General features: G+C 54.4%; 18 protein-coding genes. 9 read left to right on the top strand and 9 right to left on the bottom strand.

Annotated features, from left to right (window positions below; translation table 11 throughout):
• The first annotated feature begins 39 nt into the window (after positions 1 to 39).
• Entirely contained in the window at positions 40 to 1,839 is a 1,800-nt protein-coding gene (locus VOI14_RS04090; protein WP_323750752.1) for an acyl-CoA dehydrogenase, read from the top strand.
• Positions 1,840 to 1,959: 120 nt separating this feature from the next.
• Here the strand turns inward: VOI14_RS04090 and VOI14_RS04085 are convergent, their stop codons facing one another.
• From VOI14_RS04085 to VOI14_RS04075, 3 genes are all read right to left on the bottom strand, one after another.
• Positions 1,960 to 2,973 (bottom strand): NADP-dependent oxidoreductase, encoded by a 1,014-nt coding sequence (locus VOI14_RS04085; protein ID WP_323750751.1) that lies wholly within the window; start codon positions 2,971 to 2,973, stop codon positions 1,960 to 1,962.
• Positions 2,974 to 3,101: 128 nt separating this feature from the next.
• Positions 3,102 to 4,316, bottom strand: coding sequence for an acyl-CoA dehydrogenase (locus VOI14_RS04080; RefSeq protein WP_323750857.1), 1,215 nt, complete (start codon positions 4,314 to 4,316; stop codon positions 3,102 to 3,104).
• Between the two features lie 126 nt (positions 4,317 to 4,442).
• Complete coding sequence (locus VOI14_RS04075; protein WP_323750750.1) at positions 4,443 to 5,231, bottom strand: SDR family oxidoreductase; 789 nt, start codon at positions 5,229 to 5,231, stop codon at positions 4,443 to 4,445.
• Between the two features lie 508 nt (positions 5,232 to 5,739).
• Between VOI14_RS04075 and VOI14_RS04070 the strand changes: the two genes are divergently transcribed.
• The 6 genes from VOI14_RS04070 to VOI14_RS04045 all read left to right on the top strand — a co-directional run bounded on the left by VOI14_RS04070 (position 5,740) and on the right by VOI14_RS04045 (position 13,279).
• Complete coding sequence (locus VOI14_RS04070) at positions 5,740 to 6,609, top strand: alpha/beta hydrolase (RefSeq protein ID WP_323750749.1); 870 nt, start codon at positions 5,740 to 5,742, stop codon at positions 6,607 to 6,609.
• Positions 6,610 to 6,666: 57 nt separating this feature from the next.
• A complete protein-coding gene (locus VOI14_RS04065; protein WP_323750748.1) occupies positions 6,667 to 8,760 on the top strand; it encodes a 3-hydroxyacyl-CoA dehydrogenase NAD-binding domain-containing protein in 2,094 nt (697 codons plus the stop codon).
• Between the two features lie 71 nt (positions 8,761 to 8,831).
• On the top strand, positions 8,832 to 10,010 hold the full coding sequence (locus VOI14_RS04060; protein WP_323750747.1) for an acetyl-CoA C-acyltransferase: 1,179 nt from the start codon (positions 8,832 to 8,834) through the stop codon (positions 10,008 to 10,010).
• An 82-nt stretch (positions 10,011 to 10,092) separates the two neighbouring features.
• Positions 10,093 to 11,280 (top strand): acyl-CoA dehydrogenase family protein, encoded by a 1,188-nt coding sequence (locus VOI14_RS04055; RefSeq protein WP_323750746.1) that lies wholly within the window; start codon positions 10,093 to 10,095, stop codon positions 11,278 to 11,280.
• A gap of 10 nt (positions 11,281 to 11,290) precedes the next feature.
• Positions 11,291 to 12,439: an acyl-CoA dehydrogenase gene (locus tag VOI14_RS04050; protein ID WP_323750745.1), complete on the top strand. Its 1,149-nt coding sequence runs from the start codon at positions 11,291 to 11,293 to the stop codon at positions 12,437 to 12,439.
• Positions 12,440 to 12,505: 66 nt separating this feature from the next.
• Positions 12,506 to 13,279 carry an SDR family oxidoreductase gene (locus VOI14_RS04045; RefSeq protein WP_323750744.1) on the top strand — a complete coding sequence of 258 codons (774 nt, stop codon included), beginning with the start codon at positions 12,506 to 12,508 and terminating at the stop codon, positions 13,277 to 13,279.
• Between the two features lie 222 nt (positions 13,280 to 13,501).
• Here the strand turns inward: VOI14_RS04045 and VOI14_RS04040 are convergent, their stop codons facing one another.
• The 3 genes from VOI14_RS04040 to VOI14_RS04030 form a co-directional block, all read right to left on the bottom strand.
• Complete coding sequence (locus VOI14_RS04040) at positions 13,502 to 14,764, bottom strand: MFS transporter (RefSeq protein WP_323750743.1); 1,263 nt, start codon at positions 14,762 to 14,764, stop codon at positions 13,502 to 13,504.
• A gap of 88 nt (positions 14,765 to 14,852) precedes the next feature.
• Positions 14,853 to 16,097, bottom strand: a complete 1,245-nt coding sequence (locus tag VOI14_RS04035; RefSeq protein ID WP_416361387.1) for an acyl-CoA dehydrogenase family protein — start codon at positions 16,095 to 16,097, stop codon at positions 14,853 to 14,855.
• Between the two features lie 77 nt (positions 16,098 to 16,174).
• A complete protein-coding gene (locus VOI14_RS04030) occupies positions 16,175 to 16,831 on the bottom strand; it encodes a QsdR family transcriptional regulator (protein WP_323750741.1) in 657 nt (218 codons plus the stop codon).
• A 96-nt stretch (positions 16,832 to 16,927) separates the two neighbouring features.
• On the opposite strand from VOI14_RS04030, the gene VOI14_RS04025 reads away from it, so the two are divergent.
• Entirely contained in the window at positions 16,928 to 18,619 is a 1,692-nt protein-coding gene (locus VOI14_RS04025; RefSeq protein WP_323750740.1) for a long-chain fatty acid--CoA ligase, read from the top strand.
• A 453-nt stretch (positions 18,620 to 19,072) separates the two neighbouring features.
• Here VOI14_RS04025 and VOI14_RS04020 read toward each other — a convergent pair whose 3' ends face one another.
• Complete coding sequence (locus VOI14_RS04020; protein ID WP_323750739.1) at positions 19,073 to 19,249, bottom strand: DUF2897 family protein; 177 nt, start codon at positions 19,247 to 19,249, stop codon at positions 19,073 to 19,075.
• Between the two features lie 142 nt (positions 19,250 to 19,391).
• Between VOI14_RS04020 and VOI14_RS04015 the strand changes: the two genes are divergently transcribed.
• Positions 19,392 to 20,186, top strand: a complete 795-nt coding sequence (locus VOI14_RS04015) for an RluA family pseudouridine synthase (protein ID WP_323750738.1) — start codon at positions 19,392 to 19,394, stop codon at positions 20,184 to 20,186.
• Here the strand turns inward: VOI14_RS04015 and VOI14_RS04010 are convergent.
• Positions 20,174 to 21,181, bottom strand: a complete 1,008-nt coding sequence (locus tag VOI14_RS04010; RefSeq protein ID WP_323750737.1) for an NAD-dependent epimerase — start codon at positions 21,179 to 21,181, stop codon at positions 20,174 to 20,176. The genes VOI14_RS04015 and VOI14_RS04010 overlap by 13 nt on opposite strands.
• Positions 21,182 to 21,229: 48 nt before the next feature.
• Complete coding sequence (locus VOI14_RS04005; RefSeq protein WP_323750736.1) at positions 21,230 to 21,964, bottom strand: TIGR04219 family outer membrane beta-barrel protein; 735 nt, start codon at positions 21,962 to 21,964, stop codon at positions 21,230 to 21,232.
• Between the last annotated feature and the right edge of the window lie 9 nt (positions 21,965 to 21,973).

Below are 21,973 nucleotides of genomic sequence, written 5' to 3'. Positions count from 1 at the left end.
TAGCACAACGCTGCGGGCATTCTGATCCGGAAACTGAATATGGCAAAGCTACTTAATGATCGCGATATTGAATTTCAGCTATACGAAGTATTCGATACTGAATCCCTGCTTCAACGCCCCCGCTACCGTGAGCACGACCGCGCAATATTTGATGCGACTCTCAGTACCGCGCACAGCATTGCGGCCGAATATTTTGCGCCCCACAACCAGAAAGGCGATGCGAACGAACCGACGTTTGATGGCCAGACCGTTACCCTGATCCCTGAAACCAAACCGGCCTGGGATGCCTTTGCGAGTGCAGGTTTCCTAGCATCACACCATAATTTCGATGAAGGCGGCTCACAATTGCCCGAAGTGGTGTTAAGGGCGAGCATGGCGTATTTCAACGCTGCCAACGTATCTAGCACCGCTTACTCCTTTCTTACGATTGGCGCCGCCAACCTGCTGAAAAGCTTCGGCAACGACGAGCTGAAGCAACAATATTTACCGCCCATGCTTGATGGCCGTTACAGCGGCACCATGGCATTAACCGAACCAGATCAGGGTTCAGCTCTGGGCGATCTGCGCACACTCGCGAAACCCGCAAGTGATGGCAGCTATCGCCTGTTCGGCAACAAAATGTACATTTCCGGAGGCGACCATGAGCTGACGGACAACATTATTCATATGGTTCTGGCTCGTATGGAAGGTGCACCCTCAGGTGTACGCGGCATTTCACTGTTCCTGGTACCCAAATTCCATGTGAATGATGATGGCTCCCGTTCAGAGCGCAATGATGTCACCCTTGCCGGACTACTTCACAAAATGGGGTACCGCAACACCACCTCTACCGTTCTCAACTTTGGCGAGAAAGACGGCGCTGTCGGCTACTTGGTAGGCGAGCCGAATAAAGGCTTGGGCTACATGTTCCAGATGATGAATGAGGCGCGTATCGGCGTTGGACTGGGCGCAGCCACCTTGGGTTACCAGAGCTACCTGGAGGCTCTGGACTATGCTCGTGACCGCCCTCAGGGCCGGCATGCCAGCAACAAAAACCCCGACACACCTCAAGTCAGGATTGTTGAACACGCGGACGTTCGCCGTATGCTGCTGATGCAAAAGGCTTATGCTGAAGGCAGCATGGCCCTTTGTTTGTACGCCAGTACACTGGTAGAAGATACCAACACCGCACCGGAGGAAAACGAGCGTAAAGCGGCCGCAGAGCTGCTGGACTTGATTACCCCCATGGTCAAAACCTGGCCGTCAAAGTACGGCCTTATGGCCTCCGAGCTGGGTATCCAGGTGCTCGGTGGCGCCGGCTACACCCGAGAATACTTGCTGGAACAACTCTACCGTGACAACCGCTTGAACCCGATTCATGAAGGTACAGAGGGCATCCAGGGCCTTGACCTGCTGGGCCGGAAACTGGGCCCCAAAGGCGGTGACGGTTACGCCGAATTTCTTCGCCGTATTCAGAGCACGCTCGACAAGGCTACAGCTATGGATACTTGCGAGCAGCTTGCCGGCCAACTGAAAGAGGCCCTGAATACTTTGCAATCGGTGACGTCAGAGCTGCAGCAACAGCTGTCCGCCGATCCCGACCACGGTCTTTCCAACGCCACCATGTACCTGGATATGTTCGGCAAAGTTCTGGTTGGCTGGATATGGCTGAAACAGGCTCTTGTTGCGGAAAGAGCACTGGCGGCAGGAGCTTCCGGCCCCGACGAAGCATTCTATAAGGGCAAAGTCCACGCCGCCAGATACTTCATGAACTGGGAACTGGCACCACTGAAAGGCTACGCTCGTTTACTCAGTGCCGGCGACCGCAGCAACCTGGATATGAAGAGTGACTGGCTCTGACCAGCGTCAACCGGGTCAGGAAGGCCCGATTGGTGTATAAATCGTGTTACCCACCCATGGCAGTCAACCTGCCATGGGTGGGTAACCTTTCTACTGCCGGTAACGATAGGGTTCAGGCGCTCAAGACACCTTGATGACCAGTTTGCCGCGGTTCCGCCCCTGTAACAGCCCCTGAAAGGCCGTCGCAGTATTTTCGAAACCCTCAACCACATCTTCCTGGTATCTCACTTTCCCCTCTTTCAACCACTGGCTCATATCGCGCCGGAACTGGGGAAGCAGTTCATTATGATCTGACTGGATAAAGCCGCGGAACATCAAACGCTTGACCAGAATCTGCCCCATAAACGGGATCATCCGGTCCGGCCCTTCGGGCAATTCGGTCTGATTATAGTGTGCAATTCGGCCGCATACGGGAATCCGGGCGAACGTGTTCACCAACTTCATGACCGCCTCAAATACCTTGCCGCCAACGTTTTCAAAATACACATCGATACCATCGGGACAAGCCTTCGCAAGCTGAGCCTTAAAGTCATCGTCCTTGTAGTTGACGCAAGCATCAAAGCCATAATGCTCAACAACGTGCTGGCATTTGTCATCCGCACCGGCCACGCCCACTACCCTGCACCCTTCCATTTTCGCGATCTGACCTACAATCTGGCCAACCGCTCCAGAAGCGGCAGAGACAACCACCGTCTCACCGGCTTTTGGCTTACCAAACTCGAGCAGTCCGACATAGGCCGTAAACCCGGTCATACCCATTACACCGAGCCACGCACTGGGAGGTGCCAGCTCCGGATCAATTCGAAACAGTTCATCGGCGTGCACGACAGAGTGTGTTTGCCAACCAGTACGGCCAACAACCATATCGCCAGGAGACAGGTCGGGATGACGGCTCTCAAGTACTTCACTAACCGCCTCGCCGGTCATGACCTCTCCAAGCCCGACAGGCGAAGCGTAGGAGGCACCGTCGTTCATCCGACCACGCATATAAGGGTCCAGAGACAGGTAACGGGTCAGCAAAAGCACCTGGCCATCGCCTACGGCTGGAATATCGCTTTCCTCCAGCTTAAGGTGAGTATCATCGGGCATTCCTACTGGGCGTTTTACGAGTGTAAATTTCTGATTTTTCGACATATCGAACCTTTTATCTTGGTTTTGTAATTTCAGGCCGTTACGAATGCATCGGAGTCCACCGCTCATTCACCCGGTAATGGCGTGAGCGGTGGGGCTGTCACATCTCAGCGTGTCCGATGCTTAAGGACTTAATGGGTACACGGGTATCTCTTCAGCTCTAGCTTGGCGACCGCATCCAGGTGGACTTCATCCGGGCCATCTGCAAGACGGAGCGTGCGCACGCCAGCCCAAGCGGCAGCCAGGAACGTATCTTGACTGACACCGGCGCCCCCATGCACCTGAATAGCACGATCCAGGATCGTCTGGGCCATGTTGGGTGCGACCACCTTGATCATTGCAATTTCCTGACGGGCCACCTTATTTCCGACGGTATCCATCATATGCGCTGCCTTGAGAGTCAACAGGCGTGCCTGCTCAATCTCCAGACGGGAGCGCGCAATGTCTTTGCGAATGGAGTCGAATTCCGCTAACGGCCGGCCAAACGCTTCACGACTATTGGCACGTTCGCACATAAGGTCCAGCGCGCGCTCGGCTACACCGATGGTGCGCATGCAGTGGTGAATACGCCCTGGCCCAAGGCGGCCTTGCGCAATTTCAAAGCCCCGACCTTCACCGAGAAGAATATTGGATGCAGGCACGCGAACATTGTTGTAGTGAATTTCCGCATGGCCATGGGGTGCATGGTCATAGCCGAACACGTGCAGCGCACGCACAATTTCAACGCCCGGGGTGTCCAACGGCACAAGAATCATGGACTGCTGTTTGTGTCGCTCAGCATCAGGATCCGTCTTGCCCATAACGATGGCAATTTTGCTGGTGGTTGTCATGGCACCAGAAGACCACCATTTCTTCCCGTTGATGACATACTCGTCGCCGTCACGACGTATTTCACAGGCGATGTTGGTGGCATCAGAGGACGCTACATCCGGTTCGGTCATAGAAAAGCAGGAGCGGATCTCACCTTCGAGCAAAGGTTTGAGCCACTGTTCCTTCTGCTCTTCGCTACCATAGCGTTCGATAGTTTCCATATTGCCCGTGTCGGGCGCGGAACAGTTGAAGACTTCCGGTGCCATATGGGACCGACCCATAATTTCGCACAGGTAGGCGTACTCCAGATTCGTCAAACCGGCGCCACGCTCGCTTTCAGGTAAGAATAAATTCCATAAACCGGCACTCTTGGCTTTGCTCTTGAGCTCTTCCATGATCGGAGTCGGAGCCCAGCGGTTATCAGAGTTTTCAATCTGCTCATGGTATTTCGCCTCATTCGGATAAACATAGGCATCCATGAATTCGGAGACTTCTTTCTGCAGTTTCTTTACTTTTTCTGAAGGTTCGTAAGACATCATCGTGCCTCTTTCTTGATTAGCTATTTCATACAGGAGCAGGCCAAAAAGGCGCGCCCACCCGGTTTACTTCCAGCCTGAATACTGCCCTTGCGATTCCGGGAAAGTCATGCGCTTCTCGGCGCGCTACACCTTCATACCAGGCATATTGAGGGAGGCAGTATTGCCACCGTCTACGGGCAGTGCCTGGCCAGTGATATAACTGGCATCAGCTGAAGCCAGAAAACAAATAGCCGCAGCCAGTTCTTCGGGCTTGCCATAACGACGCAACTCACAGCGGCCGCCCAACTTGTGCTCTTTGTCGTTGGCGCGGGCATAATCAAAGACGAACTTGGTCATGCCGGTTTCAACCAGCCCGGGGCAAACAGCATTAACCCGAATATTGAATCCACCCAGATCACAGGCTGCGGTCTGGGTCAGATTAATTACTCCCGCTTTAGACGCGCTGTAAGGATTGCCGCCAGCACCTGAACGAATACCCGCCACTGACGCCGTGTTAACGACTGCTCCTTGCCTGCGCTCCTGCATATGGGGGGCCACGTGTTTAATCATCAGCATGGCACCGATCAGGTTGACGCCCAGAATATTCTCCCAGTCAGCCCGCTCATTTTCGGTCACCGGTGGGTAACTGCCGCCAGAGATACCTGCGTTATTAATCAGAATATCAATTTGCCCAAACTGCTCTTTGGTTTCAGACACCAAAGCTTTGACTGCATCCTCATCCGAGACATCCAGCTTGCGCTCAATATAGGCTGTTCCCTCGGGGAGCTGTGAAACAGTCTCCTGAAGACCGTCCTCTGACCAGTCCGCAAGAACCACCTTGGCACCCTCGTGGGCAAGCCTAAGAGCGGTTGCACGACCAATACCACTTCCGGCCCCGGTAACGATGGCAACTTGTTCTATGAAACGCTTCATTTTTGTTCTCCTTAAATTCTGCTTCGTTTTTGTGGTTGTAGAGACAGCCAATTTTCAGCGCCGATTCAGAACAGGTTTCGGCACACCCGATAAACCTCATAAATTATAGTGATGGCTCATCTATAAAGATAAAGCATGACCTTTAATTTGCCATGCACCCCAGTCACGGGTCAACATATTCGAACGCATATTTCGCTAGACAGAACAACAAGCTCACAATTGCTATCGCAAATCCGTAATGGCATTGTGTAAGAAAACAACAACACCTCATCAGGAAACATCAATTTCGCTTAATCCATAGACTGGATAGCAGGCTAGTAAATCAGGTTGGATCTGGGATGCGGGTTATTGCTGGATTAGTGAGCGACGGGCTATCAGTCGTCACCATAAAGCCTTTTCATTATAAGGCCCGCTCTAAAACACTAGACAAGCCACCACATAGCTGATTAGGATTAGGTTTCGTTTTGCAACCTAATTAAGTTAAAACCAATAAAAAAAGGACCGATGCATGTTTCTCAGCAAGCCCAAAACCTTGTCCACGCAACGCGGCACTTTTACTTGGCGGGAAGGTGGAGACCCTGATGGCGCTCCCCTGGTAATGATTCATGGCTGGCCGGAAAGCTCCTACTGCTGGGAGCACACCGGCCAGCACCTGAAGCATGGCTTACGAGTCATTGCACCGGATTTGCGGGGACTGGGCGATAGCGAACGAACCGAAGGTCCGCAACACTATCTGAAGCAGGCAATGGCCGCCGATGTCATCAGTATGCTGGATGAACTGGGCATCAAGGAGTTCCAGTTGGTAGGCCACGACTGGGGCGGCATTGTGGCTCAGGAAGTCGCCTTGGCGATTCCTGATCGCGTTCAGAAGATGGTGATCATGAACATTGCGATCATCAACAACCTCAAGGGCAATATGGAGGTGATCGACAAGGTCCGCTCCGGTAGCGGCAAGGCCTACTGGTACCAGCACTTCCAGCAGGCTCCGGGACTGGCCGAAGCCATGATTCCCGGAAACGAGGAAACATGGATTAATCATTTTGTGCATGGTGTCGTCAAACCGATTCCTGCGGATTCCGTGGCCGAATACACTCGCATGTACCGCATCGCCGGAACACCAAGCACCGGCGCTAACTACTACCGCACTTTTGTTGACGACGCCAAGCGCTGGGCAACCCTTTCAGGACACCACTGGACTATTCCCACGCTGTATATCTACGGCAATAAAGACAGGGTAATCATTCCTGAATATCTGAATCACATCGAAGAATGCTTCGATGATATCCGGGTAGAGCAAGTCGATGCGGGGCACTTCCTGCAAGAGGAACAGCCCGAGGATGTTGCCGGGCACATGAACGACTTCCTCGAGATCCATTAAGCATCCCAAAAAAGCTGATCCGGCACACCGTGCCACTATTAATAACAAGGAGCTAGCATGAGCACCACACACTATGACACCAATGGCAACGTGGCCATTATCCGACTAGATAACCCACCGGTTAATGGTCTGAGTCTTGAACTACGCCAGGGCATTATTGACGGCATCAAAAAGGCCGAGCAGGACAGCGACATCGGCGCCATCATTATCACCGGCTCTGACCGGGCCTTCTCGGGTGGCGCTGATATTACCGAGTTCGGCACCCCGAAAGTGATGCAGGAGCCGATTCTCACGACGGCTATCCATTATGTTGAAACCTCCAAAAAGCCGGTTATTGCCGCTATCAGTGGCAACTGCATGGGCGGTGGGCTGGAACTGGCTCTTGGCTGTCACTACCGGGTATCCAAGCCGGATGCCACCATGGCCCTGCCAGAAGTGAAGCTGGGCATCCTGCCAGGTGCCGGCGGAACTCAGCGCCTGCCGCGAGTTATCGGTGTCGAACAGGCCCTCAACATGATCGTCTCCGGCGCTGTTGTTCCAGCCAAAAAGTTTGAAGGCACCCCAATGCTGGACGAAATCATCGAAGGCGATCTGATGGAAGGCGCCCTCGCCTTCGCCCGCAAAGTGGTTGCCGAGAAGATGCCTCTGAAGAAGGTGCGTGACCTGAAAGTGAAGCACCCTAATCCCGAAGGTTTCTTCATGTTCGCGCGCAACACAATTGGCGCCATGTCCAAAAATTACCCGGCGCCGCTTAAGTGCCTGGAAGCCGTCGAGGCCGCAGCCACCAAATCCTTCGATGAAGGCATGAAAGTTGAACGCGAAGGTATCACGCATCTGTTGCAAACCCCGGAGTCTTCTGCCCTGCGCCACGCTTTCTTCGCCGAGCGCAAAACCAGCAAGATTTCCGATGTGCCCGCCGATACTCCCACCCGTGAGATCAACAAAGTAGGTGTTATTGGTGCCGGCACTATGGGTACCGGTATTTCGATCAACTTTCTGAACGCCGGCCTTCCGGTGACCATCGTCGAGATGAAGCAGGAAGGCTTGGATCGTGGCGTCGAAGCCATTCGCAAAGTCTACGAAGGCCAGGTCAAGAAAGGCCGGATGACCGAAGAGAAAGCCAAGGCGAGAATGGACCTTCTGACCCCTTCCCTGACCTATGACGACCTGAAAGACGTCGACTTGGTCATTGAGGCCGTCTTCGAGGAAATGGGGGTCAAAGAACAGGTTTTCACCAAACTCGACGAGGTCTGCAAGCCTGGCGCCATTCTGGCTTCCAACACCTCAACCCTGGATGTAGACAAGATTGCCAGTTTCACTAAACGTCCAGAAGATGTAATCGGCCTTCACTTCTTCAGCCCGGCCAACATCATGAAACTGCTGGAAGTGATACGTGGCGACAAGACGGCCAAGGACGTACTGGCGACGGCAATGAAACTGGCCAAGACCATCCGCAAGACGGCTGTGGTCTCCGGTGTATGCGATGGCTTTATCGGCAACCGCATGATCAACCAGTACTCGCGCGAGGCCCTGACCATGCTGGAGGAAGGTGCCAGTGTGCAGCAGATCGACAAGGCCATAGAGAAGTTTGGCTTCGCCATGGGACCTCTACGCATGGCCGACTTGGCTGGCGGTGATATCGGCTGGGCTATCCGCAAGCGCCTGTACGCGGAAAACCCGAATACGAAAAAGAACCTGATCGCCGACCGCCTGTGCGAAATGGGCCGTTATGGACAGAAAACCGGTGCCGGTTTCTATCGTTACGAGCCGGGCAATCGCAAGGCGATTAACGACCCCGAAGTGGATAAGGTGGTGGATGAGTGCCGCGCCGAAATGGGCATCACCCCTCGCAAAATCAGCAACCAGGAAATCGTTGAGCGTTGCGTCTATGCCCTGGTGAATGAAGGTGCCCGCATACTGGAAGAAGGCATTGCCCAGCGTGCTTCCGACATCGACATGGTGTACCTGACCGGCTATGGCTTCCCGGTATTCCGCGGTGGTCCCATGCACTATGCAGAGCAGGTTGGCCTGAGCAACGTGGTCCGCAACATGGAACCCTTCGCCGAGAATCCCCACGCCCAACCCGGCTTCTGGGAACCTGCCTCTCTGCTGCTTAAGTGTGCACAGGAAGGCAAGGGCTTTGACCAGTAAGGCGAACAAAACCGGAAACCACAAGTTGATCGCCGTGGCCCTCGCGGGTCCCGGCACACAGGAGAAAAATCATGAGTGATGTAGTCATTGTATCCACTGCCCGTACGCCTTTGGCCAAATCCTGGCGCGGCGGCCTGAACATGACCCACGGCGCCACCTTGGCAGGCCACGCAATTCAACACGCAGTTGAGCGCTCAGGCGTAGACCCGGCCGAAATTGAAGATGTCCTGATGGGCTGCGCCCTTCCGGAAGGTTCTACCGGTAACGATGTTGCCCGCATGGGTGCTATTCGTGCCGGACTGCCGGTATCTGTCGCCGGCGCCACTATTAACCGGTTCTGCTCGTCTGGTCTTCAGGCTATCGCGATGGCAGCTCACCACATTGCCGTGGACAAAGTACCGGTAATGGTTGCCGGCGGTGTCGAATCCATCTCCACTGTCCAGGCTACCGTTAACCAAAACTACGTTGCCGAGCCCTGGCTCATGCAGAACAAGCCAGAGCTGTATTGGTCGATGCTGCAAACAGCAGAAACCGTAGCCCAGCGCTACGAGATCAAGAAAGAAGACATGGATGAATACGGCGTGCGCAGCCAGACCCTCGCAGAAAAGGCCCGCGCAGACGGCAAATTCGATGATGAAATCGTGCCCATCACCACCACTGCCGGTGTTGCGGACAAGGCCACCGGCCAGTTGATAAGCAAGGAAGTGACCATCTCCCAGGATGAAGGCATCCGCTCGGGCACTAACCTGGCAGGCGTCAGCAAGATCAGATCAGCCATGGAAGGTGGTGTTGTCACAGCGGGTAACGCCAGCCAGTTCTCGGACGGCGCCTCTGCCTGTGTTCTGATGGACGGCAAACTGGCTGAGCAACGCGGACTTCAGCCTCTGGGCATTTTCCGCGGCTTTGCCGTAGCCGGCTGTGAGCCGGATGAAATGGGCATTGGCCCGGTTTACGCTGTACCCAAACTGCTCAAGCGCGCTGGACTGACTGTCGACGACATCGGCCTGTGGGAGCTCAACGAAGCCTTCGCCGTTCAGGTCTTGTACTGTCAGCGTGAACTCGGCATTCCCATGGACCGCCTGAACGTCAACGGTGGTGCCATCGCAGTCGGTCACCCCTATGGCACGACAGGTTCCCGCCTGGTAGGACACGCGCTCATTGAAGGCAAGCGCCGCGGAGTTAAATACGTGGTCGTGACCATGTGCGTTGGTACCGGGATGGGGGCTGCAGGCCTGTTTGAAGTAGCCTGATCATACCTGCCTGATACAGAGGGCCGGGCTCCTTAAAGCCTGTCGGGAGCTCGGCCACAATAAACAACAAAGAGATACAGCTATGGATCTGAATTACACCCCTGAACAGGAGGCCTTCCGTCAGGAAGTCCACCAGTTCCTGCATGACCACCTGCCAGATGACATTCGCGAGCGGACTCAGAAGCGGCTGCGCTTAACCAAGGACATGATTGTCCGCTGGCAAAAGATCTTACATAAGCAAGGCTGGGGTGGCAGCAACTGGCCAAAAGAGTTCGGAGGAACCGGCTGGAGTGAAGTGGAACAGCTGATCTTCGAAGAAGAGTGCGCTCTTGCTGGCGCGCCGCGCCAGCTGGACTTTGGTCTGCGCATGGTGGCTCCGGTCATCATGCAGTTCGGCAATCAGGAACAAAAAGATACCCACCTGCCCGGCATCCTCGATGGCTCTGTCTGGTGGTCACAGGGCTACTCTGAGCCAGGCGCCGGCTCTGACCTCGCATCTCTGCGCACAACCGCAGAGCGGGACGGAGACCACTATATTGTCAATGGCCAGAAAACCTGGACCACATTGGGACAATACGGCGACTGGATTTTCTGTCTGGTTCGAACCAACAAGGAAGTGAAGGCCCAGGAAGGCATTTCTTTCCTGCTGATCGACATGAAGACCCCGGGCATCGACGTGAAGCCCATCATCATGCTGGACGGTGAGCACGAGATTAACGACGTATTCTTCGATAACGTCAAAGTACCGGTCGAAAATCGGATAGGCGAAGAGGACAAAGGCTGGACCTACGCCAAGTATCTGCTAGGCCATGAGCGTACTGGCTTGGCGAACGTCGGCCAGTGGAAAGCCATGATGCGCCGCCTGAAGGAAATCGCCCGGGAAGAACAGGATGACGGCCATGCCATCATCGAGAACCCCCGTTTCCGCGACCGGCTGGCCCAGCTGGATGCGGAACTACGCGCTCTTGAGTTAACCGTGCTGCGGGTGTTGACCAACAGCTCAGGCCCTGGCCCGGAAGCCTCCATTCTCAAGATCCGCGGTACGGAGATCGGCCAGCGTTTGTTTGAACTGGCCATGGAAGCCACCGGCCAAAACGCCCTCGCCCACATTCCGGATGCCTTGGAACCCGACTATACAGGTCCTACGGTCGGCGGCATGAACGCTGTGCCTTCAGCAGGTGACTACTTCAACATGCGCAAACTCTCTATCTTCGGCGGATCCAATGAGATTCAGCGCAACATCATTTCCAAACTAGTGCTGGGATTATAAGGAGCGGGTCATGAACTTTGAACTGACAGAAGAACAGCAAATGCTGCAGGACTCGCTGCGCCGCTTCCTGACGAACGAGTATACATTTGAGAAACGCCGCGAGATTATAGAATCCGGTCAGGGTACCGATGCAGGTATCTGGCAGGCACTGGCTGAAATGGGACTGTTGGCCTTCACTTTCCCCGAAGAATACGACGGGCTGGGTGGCAGTGGCATCGACACCATGCTGGTTATGGAGTCCTTTGGCCGCGCTCTGGTGACTGAACCGTATCTGGCCACCGTAGTACTGGCGGGGGGGCTGGTGCGTGATGCCGGCTCCGACGCCCAGAAGCAAGCCATCTTGCCAGCCATTGCCAGCGGCGAGAAGCTTATGGCCCTGGCAACCTACGAGCACGGCGCCCGTTACAATCTGGCCCACATCAATACCCAAGCCAAGAATGACGGTAGCGGCTACGTACTCAACGGCACCAAAACTGCCGTTATCCACGGTGGCCAGGCCAGCCAGCTGATTGTGTCCGCCCGCACCAGCGGCGACACTCGGAGCGAAGATGGCGTTACTCTGTTCCTGGTAGATACTGATGCCAGCGGAGTCAACATCACCGACTTCGCTAGTCACGATGGTTTCCGTACCGCAGAAATAACTCTGAAAGATGTGAAGGTAACCGCTGATGCTGTCATCGGCAAAGCTGACCTGGGCTTCCCCGCGTTGGAAAAAGCCATTGACCAGGGCATTGCCGCTCTCTGCGCAGAAGCTGTGGGCGCAATGGATGCCATGACAGAATCAACCCTAGAATACACCCAAACCCGTAAACAGTTTGGCACGCCTATTTCAAGGTTCCAGGTGCTGCAGCACAGCATGGCGGATATGTTCATTCAGGCCCAGCAAGGCCGCTCAATGGCCATTCTGGCAGCAGACAACGCGGATTCTGACGACCGTGAAGTCCGCCGCGAGTCCATTTCACAAGCCAAGCTACTGATCAACCAGGGTGCCCGCGAAGTCGCTCAGTCTGGTGTCCAGCTTCATGGCGGGATGGGCGTCACCGACGAAATGTGGGTTTCGCACATCTTTAAACGTCTCACGATGATTAACCTGATGTTCGGCGACGCCGACTACCACCTCGGCAAGGTCAGCGACGCACTTCTGGCCAAGACTGCCTAAAAACCACCTGCCATTGCCCGGCCGATCTCGGCTGGGCACATCACAACAATTAAAGGAGCCCCGAAAATGAGCTTAAAACAGCTTTTCGACCTAACCGGCAAAGTTGCCGTAATTACCGGTGGATCACGCGGCCTGGGCCTGCAGATGGCCGAAGCCCTGGGCGAGCTGGGCGCGAAACTGGTTATCAGCGCCCGTAAGCAGCACGAACTGGATGACGCACAGAAGCACCTGGAAGCGCAAGACATCGAGGTAATGACGATCGCAGCCGACATGTCTAATCGCGAGGACATACCCGGCTTCGTAGATCAGGTCATCGAACGCTTCGGCACCATCGATATTCTTGTTAATAATGCGGGCGCGACATGGGGCTCCGCTATGGAAGATTATCCCGATGAAGCTTGGGAAAAGGTCATGAACCTGAATGTGGACGCCACCTTCTTCCTTACTCGCGAAGTGGGCAAGCGCTGCATGATCCCCCGCAAGTCGGGCAAGGTCATCACCACTGCCTCCATCGCTGGTCTGTCAGGCAATCCGGAAGGCATGAACACAATTGCTTACAACACGTCCAAAGGTGCCAATGTGAACTTTACCCGGGCACTGGCATCGGAATGGGGAAAGTACAATATCAACGTAAACAGCATCTGCCCGGGGTTCTTCCCCTCTAAAATGGCTAACGGTCTACTGGACTCCATGGGCGAGAAAATGCTTGAGCGTATCCCCCTGAACCGGTTTGGCGGCGAAGAAGACATAAAAGGTCTGATAGCCCTACTGGCTAGTGAAGCCGGCCGACATATCACAGGTCAGAACATCCCCGTGGATGGCGGATCGTCTGTTTGCTGAGTAACCCCTTTGCTAACTGACCCCCCACGTTAACAGTCAGCCCGGACCCATTTTGGCGATCCGGGCTTTTTTATGCCCTCAAGCAAAGCTGACCTCTCGGTTTTTTTGGCCAAAAAAATAGCGAGCCAATCATTGCCAAACGATGCAATGAACACGACTCGCTATTCTTAAGGTGCCCCGGTGAACCCCGGCAAGCTTCCTACGGTGGGTATTCTGGCAGACTTACCTGTGAGCGCCGACCGCATCAACGGCATCAACAAGCCCCGGGGCTGTGGGCGCGGTGGTATCGCCAACCGCATACCCAGCCGGGAACCGACGGATTTTCAGGGTCAGATAGGCCCCTGCAAGCAACACCACAAAGTTGAAACCAAAAGCACCCAGGAAACCACCGTTGGATTCGATAATCCAGCCGGCCACCGCCGGCCCCAACAGCTGACCGGAGGCAAAGAACAGAGTAACGAAACTGAACGCAATAGGAATGTATCGGGGCGCAACCTGGTCGGTTGCCGTGGCCTGGATGAGCGCAAACATGCCGTTTACTGAAACCCCCATCACCAGAAAGTACAGAAAGAAACTGATAATAGACTGATTCGCCAAAGGCAGAGCCATGGCCACTGTAACCAATACCATGGCCGTTGTAAGTGCATTACTCCGCCCCCACTGATCCGAGAGCCATCCCCACAGTGGCCCTGCGGCAATGGAAAGCAACCCCGTCATCGCCATGAATGCCCCGGCCGTTGCCTCATTATGCCCCTCCTCGATCATAAAACTGATCATGAAGATGGCCTGAACAATATAGGTCATGCCGATAATACCGTAAACGGTCGCAACGGTTATAACGCGTGGATTCCGATAAATTAGCCACTTGTCGGTGGCAGGCGATGAATTTGGAGAGTCAGCTGTCAGACGGGGCGGGTCCTTGGCAAAGAGGATAACCAACACCGCAACCAACACCGCGATTGCACCAAAAACTCCCCAGCTGACCCGCCAGCCATTTTCGCCAAAAAGGTGTGTCAACAAGGGAACCAAGCCGCCGACCAGCAGCATGCCCAAGCCGACACCGCTGGACATAAGGCCGATCACAAACCCTCGTTTTTCGGGATACCAGATAGCCAGCAGGGAGACCATAGGCGCAAAGCTGAAGGCAGTACCAAGGCCAAGCAAGCCCATCAAGGCCAGCAGCAACCAATACTGAGAAGCCAGCGTCAGCCCGGCAAAACCCAGTGCCACCGTGATTAGCCCAAACGTAATGGTTAAACGGGCTCCAAACCTTGCCGCAGCAACCCCTCCGGCCAACACACATACCACATAGCCAAGGGCCGTAACCGTGCCCAAAACGCCTGCCTGCTGGTAGGTCAGCCCCAGATCGGCTCGCATCGACGGCAATATAACGCCATAGGCCATACGGGCAAATGCGATGACAACAAGGCTGGTTAACAGCCCGCAGGTGACCATGATCGCCAGGTTCGGACGCTTATCAGTCACTAAATTTTTCTCCCTCACTAGAGTCGGGGCGCCGGTACTGCAGCACCCCCCGCCCCGGTCCTGAGAACCGGGGCCTGCGCATCAGAGATTACTTACCGCTGCGGTAAGGATCCTGGTTAAAGGCTTTTACTTCTGCCCGCGCTACCACATTGTGATGCACCTCATCCGGCCCATCCGCCAACCTGAGTGTACGTTGGCCGGTGTACATGTCAGGCAATGCTGACCACTGGCTGATACCGGTGGCACCATGTATCTGGATAGCCTGATCAATAATCTGACAGCACTTCTCAGGAACCATGGCTTTCACCATGGAAACCCATACCCGGGCTTCCTTATTTCCGAGAACGTCCATCGCTTTGGCAGCCTTGAGGACCATCATACGCATCGCTTCGATTTCGATTCTGGCACGGGAAACCGTTTCCATATTCTTGCCAAGATCTAACAGAGAGCGTCCGAAGGCTTCCCTGCTCTGACCACGTTCAATCAACAGGTCCAGAGCCTTTTCAGCGGCACCAATAGAGCGCATGCAGTGGTGGATCCGCCCTGGCCCAAGACGGAGCTGGGATATTTCAAATCCACGACCTTCGCCCCACAGGATATTGTCTTTCGGCACTCGCACATTCTCGAGTTTGATATGCATATGCCCATGAGGCGCGTCATCATGACCGAAAACGTGCATAGGACCGACAACCGTCAGCCCCGGAGCATCCATCGGGACCAGAATTTGTGACTGCTGGCGGAAAGGTTCAGCGTCAGGGCTGGTCTTTACCATACAGATCATGATCTTACAGCGCGGGTCGCCGGCACCGGAGATATAATACTTCTCACCGTTGATAACCCACTCGTCACCATCCAGCACCGCACTGGTGGCAATGTTGCGCGCATCTGAAGATGCCACGTGGGGTTCAGTCATTCCGAAACATGATCGGATCTCACCCTGCAACAGTGGCTTGAGCCATTGCTCTTTTTGCTCGGGGGTACCGACCCGCTCCAGCACTTCCATGTTACCGGTGTCCGGTGCGGAGCAGTTGAGCGTCTCTGACGCCAACGGGTTCTTACCGAGCTCTACTGCCAGGTAGGCATAATCCAGGTTGGAAAGACCCTCACCAGTTTCGGCGTTCGGCAGGAAGAAATTCCACAAACCTGCTTCTTTAGCTTTTTGCTTGGCGCCATCGAGCAACTCAAGCTGGCCCGGCGCGTAGCTGAAGCGCTCAGCTCTGCCCTCGCCCAAGCGCTTGAACTCTTCCAGGATCGGATCGACATTGTCGCGGATATGCTGTTTGACGGCCTCGAGCAAAGGTCGGGACTTCTCGGACATCCTGAGGTCGTTCATTTCCGCGGGTATAGTTGTTGTATCCAAGATGGACTTCTCCTTATTATGATGAGCCTCTGGGCTCTGTTTATAATTGTTTAAGAACTCGCATGCCTTTCGGCGCAGTCGCGACTGGCCGTCAACAGTCTGAACGCTGTTGCTATCTGTGTTATTTCCGTTTTATGCCCACTGATTACATCGCCATATAGAAATGACTCTCCGAGCCGCACGATCAGGAATGCAAGATCGTCTTCATCGATTGGCGGCACCCAGTCAGTGTTTCGAACCTGTTCAGCAATCAATTCCCGCACCGCATCGACAGATCGGGTCTGGAACAGGCTGAACTTTGACGTAAGTATCCGGAGGGCATACTGAGGATCCTGCTGAACAAACTGCTGCAACGGCTCACTTTTCATCACCTTCCTGAGCAGCCGCTCGCACACCGAAACAATATAATCCGGACCACACCCCACCGTGCTCTCATAAGTGACATCAAACAACTGACGGTAGAACGACCAGATAATCTCGCCGACAAAAAGATCACGGCTTCCAACCCAGCGAAAAAGCGTTGCGCGGTTAATCCCGAGCTCTTTAGCTATTGCCCCCATGTTGATCCGCTCGCCGCTCAACCAACGTTGGCGCCCAACCTCGAAGGCATCCAGTGGCGTGACTGCACACGAGGAAGTCTCGCCAGCCAGGGCGCGGGAGAGTGGGGTCGTCTCGGAGTGCATCACTATTTGTTTTTGTTGCATCATGCGCCATAGTATAGATATGTTATAGCTCGCAAAACAAGCCAGCGATACTGGTTTTTTTCATGAACGCCCAACAAAAACAAATACGAGGTTGGAAAGATGTTGTACTCCCAAATCCCTACCGACGGCCCATGGTTCCGCAGTTATCCTCAGGGTGTTCCGCATCACCCCGAGCTTTCGGGACATGCCGTTCACGAGATGCTGTCCAACGCGGCTGAACAATGGCCTGACCGCATCGCGGTAGACTTTATGGGGCACCAGTTCAGTTACGCTGAATTGGATAATATGGTCTCCCGTGCTGCTAAAGGGCTTCAGAAGCTCGGCGTAAAGCCGGGAGTTCATGTGGGATTGTATCTACCTAACACGCCACATTGTGTTATCAGCTTTCTGGCAATTATGCGAGCCGGCGGAGTCGTAGTTAACTACTCCCCATTAGATGCAGAACGTATCCTGGAACACAAAATCGCCGACAGCGAGACAGATCTTATGATTACTGTCGACCTGCAGGCCTTACTGCCTCAAATGACCCGTTTTATCGGGAACAGCCGGCTGAAGGGCCTGATTGTCGGATCTCTGGAAGATTTCGCCAGCGCCGGTGAGGAATGCCACAACGCGCTCACGGCCGCAGGCGGGCGAGCAAGTGTTCCCGCCGAGGGCACCACGCGCTTTACAGACCTCCTGAACAATGATGGCGACTACGCCTTTTACCCGGAATCGATAGCTCCGGATAGCCTGGCGGCACTCCAGTATACCGGCGGCACAACCGGTGCACCCAAGGGCGCCATGCTGACCCACCGCACCCTGTCGAGCGCTACAGACCAGTTAAAATCAGGTTCGGTTACCACCTTGGTTCCCGGCGAAGAGCGATTGCTCTCAGTGCTGCCCCCGTTTCATATTTACTCGATTGTGGTCAATACGCTGGCAGGAATAAGCAACGGCGCAACTCTCTATCTGCAAATTCGCTTTGACCCCAAACAGGCTTTGGAAGCAATCCATAACGAGCAGATCACCATCTTTGCCGCCGTACCAACCATGTTTTCTGCCTTGCTCGCATATCCGGAGTTGCACAACTACCGCCTGGATTCATTGAAACTGTGCAACTCCGGCGGCGCTCCGCTGCCAGTTCAGCTTCAGCAACATTTTAAAGAGAAATCAGGCTGCACCATTAAAGAAGGCTGGGGCATGACGGAAACCGCATCCATAGGCACCTTCACCCCCGAGGGCTTAACACCACCACCCGGCTCCTGCGGTATTGCAGTGCCGGGCGTCGACATTCGCATTCTTTCTCTGGATGGAGAAGAAGAATTGCCCGCGGGTGAACGTGGAGAGCTGTGCTGCAGAGGTCCGAACATGATGAGCGGCTACTGGAAGCGAGAGGATGCGACCAAAGAATCCACCACGTCGGAAGGCTTTTACCGGACAGGCGATATTGCTTACCTGGACGAAAATGGTTTCCTTTTCATCGTCGATCGAACCAAGGACATGATCATTTGTAGCGGCTACAACGTTTATCCGCGCAATATAGAGGAAGCCATCCACGAGCATCCAGCCGTATCGGAGGTCTCTGTGATCGGTGCACCTGATGAGTATCGAGGGCAGAGCCCCCGCGCCTACATCACACTGGTGCCGGGCGAGCCTGAGCCCACCTTGGAAGAGATGCAGGCCTTCCTGCGCTCCCGCCTCGGAAAACACGAGATGATCCACGGCATGGAGATTCGGACGGAACTGCCCAAAACCCCCGTCGGCAAGCTCTCCAAGAAAGAACTGTATGCCGAGGTGAACGCCGGATAAACAGCTCCGGTGGCTTGTCGTTAAACAACCGGCGCAGCATCTTCGCGGCGCCGGTTGACTGCAATGAGCCACAAATTCGCCGCGCTTCGGCACCCATCCCCCTCCACGCTCTCTTTCGCCCAGCCGTGTTGAATGTCACAAATTCAACCAAATGCATCAAACCAGGCCAAAAAATAAATGCCAAACGAGTAAAGCTTGACTATTCTTAATAACTCCCCTCCCAAATGACATGTCTTTAAAAAATACAATTATGAATCACGGAGGGGTGGCGCTTAGAAGGAGTTAAGCATGCGAAATGGAAAAAAGTGTGCCTGTGCCTTTGGAATCATGATCTTGGCAGTGCTTTCTGATCACCCAGAGTTACTTGATTCCAAATACTTTGACCCATATTTCTACTATTACTGGGCCTTCTATTTAGCTCAGGACTACGTGTTAATGGCAGGGTTCTGAATCTTAACCTCCCCTCTTATCTTGCTCCTGCTCTTCCTTGTCGAGCTGGGCTTTGCGCGCACGGATCTTTTCAAGTTTATCTTCAGGAATTTTCATGTTGGCGCTGTCTCTGAGCAACAACAGACTGCCAACCACCATGGCGATCGCAGCTAGAATAAACAGCCAACCTATGAGTGGCATCTTCAATTTCCTTCTTGGCGTTTCAGTCTAGTGTACACCCTACCCTTTGAATGGTTAACTCCCGACCCTCGGGCAAAATCACTTGTCCCCTGCCCAGTAGCTTCGTACCATTGCTCCGACAACCGCCCACTCAGGACACCAGATGCGCACACAGCTCGATATCACCGTTGATTCCACCGTAACTGCCGTGGATGCGCTGGCGCAGGCATCGGACCTGCCCAAACAGCGGATCAAAGACGCGATGGCCAAAGGGGCCTGTTGGTGGACACAAAAAGGCAAGAAAGTTCGGCTTCGAAAGGCTAAACGGGAGCTGAAGCCTGGTACTCGCATCGAGCTTTTCTATGACGATCAGGTGCTTTCAAAAACGCCGGAGCCCCCGAAACTGGTGCAAGCCTTTCGCAGCTACAGCGTATGGTTCAAACCTCACGGACTGCTTTCTCAGGGCTCCCAGTGGGGCGATCATTGCAGTCTGCTGCGCCTTGCGGAAGTTGAGCTGAATAAACCCTGCTTTCTTGTTCATCGCCTTGATGGTGACGCGGCTGGCTTGATGCTGATTGCCCATGACGGAAAAGCCGCAGGCGCCCTTTCACAGCTGTTCTCCGGCCGCACTGTTACCAAGATTTATCGCGCGACAGTGGCGGGGCGTTTAGAAGCTGAGGATTTGGTGGTAGATGCGAAGTTGGACGGGAAAGCGTCGGTAAGCCGGGTAACCACTTTGAGCTTCGATGACGAGGCGGACACTACGGTGGTGAAAGTGGTCATCGAAACAGGCAGAAAACACCAGATTCGACGGCACCTAGCTGGCATCGGTCACCCGATTATCGGGGACAAACTATATGGCAAGCCAGATGCAGCGGGATTACGGCTTGAAGCCGTGCATCTGGCTTTCGATTGCCCACTGCTAAAGCGCAGGCAAGCCTTTGGTCAGACCTTGTAGAAATCCCGATACCAATCCACGAAGTTGGCAATGCCCTCTTCGACCGCTGTAGCAGGCTTGTAGTCCACATCATTGATCAAATCATCAACATTGGCGTAGGTGGCCGGCACGTCACCCGGCTGCAACGGCAGCAGGTTCTTCTGAGCCTTCTTACCCACACGCTCCTCGATAATCTCAATAAACCGGGACAACTCCACCGGGTTATTGCTACCAATATTGTAGATGCGGTACGGGGCCTTGCTGGTGCCCGGATCTGGCTGCGCGCCTGACCACTCCAGGTTCGGTTCCGCCACATGATCCAGCGTGCGGATCACACCTTCCACGATGTCATCAATATAGGTGAAATCGCGGCGATGCTGGCCGTGATTGAACACATCAATCGGCTCACCCGCCAATATCTTCTTGGTGAAAATAAACAGCGCCATATCCGGGCGGCCCCATGGGCCATACACGGTGAAGAACCGCAAACCGGTGGTCGGCATGTTGTACAAGTGGCTGTAGGTATGAGCCATCAGCTCGTTAGCCTTCTTGGACGCTGCATACAGGCTCAGCGGATGGTCCACATTATCATGTACCGAGAACGGCATGGTTTCGTTCGCACCGTAAACCGAACTGCTGGAGGCATACACCAGATGCTTCACATCATTATGGCGACAGCCTTCCAGAATGTTCGTAAAGCCCACCAGATTGGCATCGATATAGGCGTGGGGATTTTCCAGGGAATAACGCACACCGGCTTGTGCTGCCAAATGCACCACGCGCTCTGGCTTATGCTTCTGAAATAAGGTTTCCATCGCCTCACGGTTGGCGACGTCTTCCCGCACTTCGGTGAAGCCCGGCTTATCCAGCAGCCTTGCTAGCCGCGCCTCTTTAAGGTTTACATCGTAATAGTCGTTAACGTTGTCCACACCAATGACTTCATCACCGCGATCCAGCAGCCGATGAGCGAGGTGCGAGCCGATAAATCCGGCGGTGCCCGTTACGAGAATCTTCAAGATCTGTTCTCCAAAAAAATGGCGCCCGAAGGCGCCTTTACAATCTGTTTAGAAGTCAACGCCGATACTTGCAAACGGACCGGAAAGCTTCACATCCAGTCGATCGTCGTCGTCTTCGTAATCAATGGCCATCTCGCGGTAACCGGCGCGCAGGCGCAGTACCGCTACATCGAACTGACCGTAAACATTGACGTCGTACAACGAATCACCGCTGTAGGAAATCACGTTGCCTTCGCCACCCACGGATACGCCGGTGAACGGTAAATCGAAGCGAACGGATGCGTAACCCAAGGGCAACACGGCGTCTACGGACGTCTTACTGACTCGACCACTCGTTATCTTCTCCCGAACAATCAACTCACCATCAAACTTACGAGCGGTCAGACCCAGATCCAGGTTCACCCAGTTGTCCAACACTTCGTAGTAGAAGGTGGCGTCGAGCTGCTCGATATCGAGGTCAGATTTGACGTTAGCATTGGCAATACCATCAAACGTGGAGGGACCAATTTTACCACTGCCACTCTGGGAAATGCCGGTGTAGTTCACGCGCACGTTCGGCAATACCGGAATCGGGTGCTCAAAGTTTGCAGTAAAATTGGCGTTGCCGTCGCTGCTCATCTTGAGGTCTTTGTCGATATCGACAGCATCGCCCTTATTAACAACTTCACCGGAAAAATCCGAGTTCCAGTAGCTAACACTTGCACCCGCGCCGACTACATCTGCACTGGCCAAAGGCGTGGCAAGTACCAAGGAGCCACCCACAGCAATCATCAATTTACGCATAACACACCT

Source organism: Marinobacter sp. (assembly GCF_034669625.1).
Classification (GTDB): Bacteria; Pseudomonadota; Gammaproteobacteria; order Pseudomonadales; family Oleiphilaceae; genus Marinobacter.
Note: the sequence above shows the minus strand (reverse complement) of the source record. Positions and strands in the feature narration are given on the sequence as shown.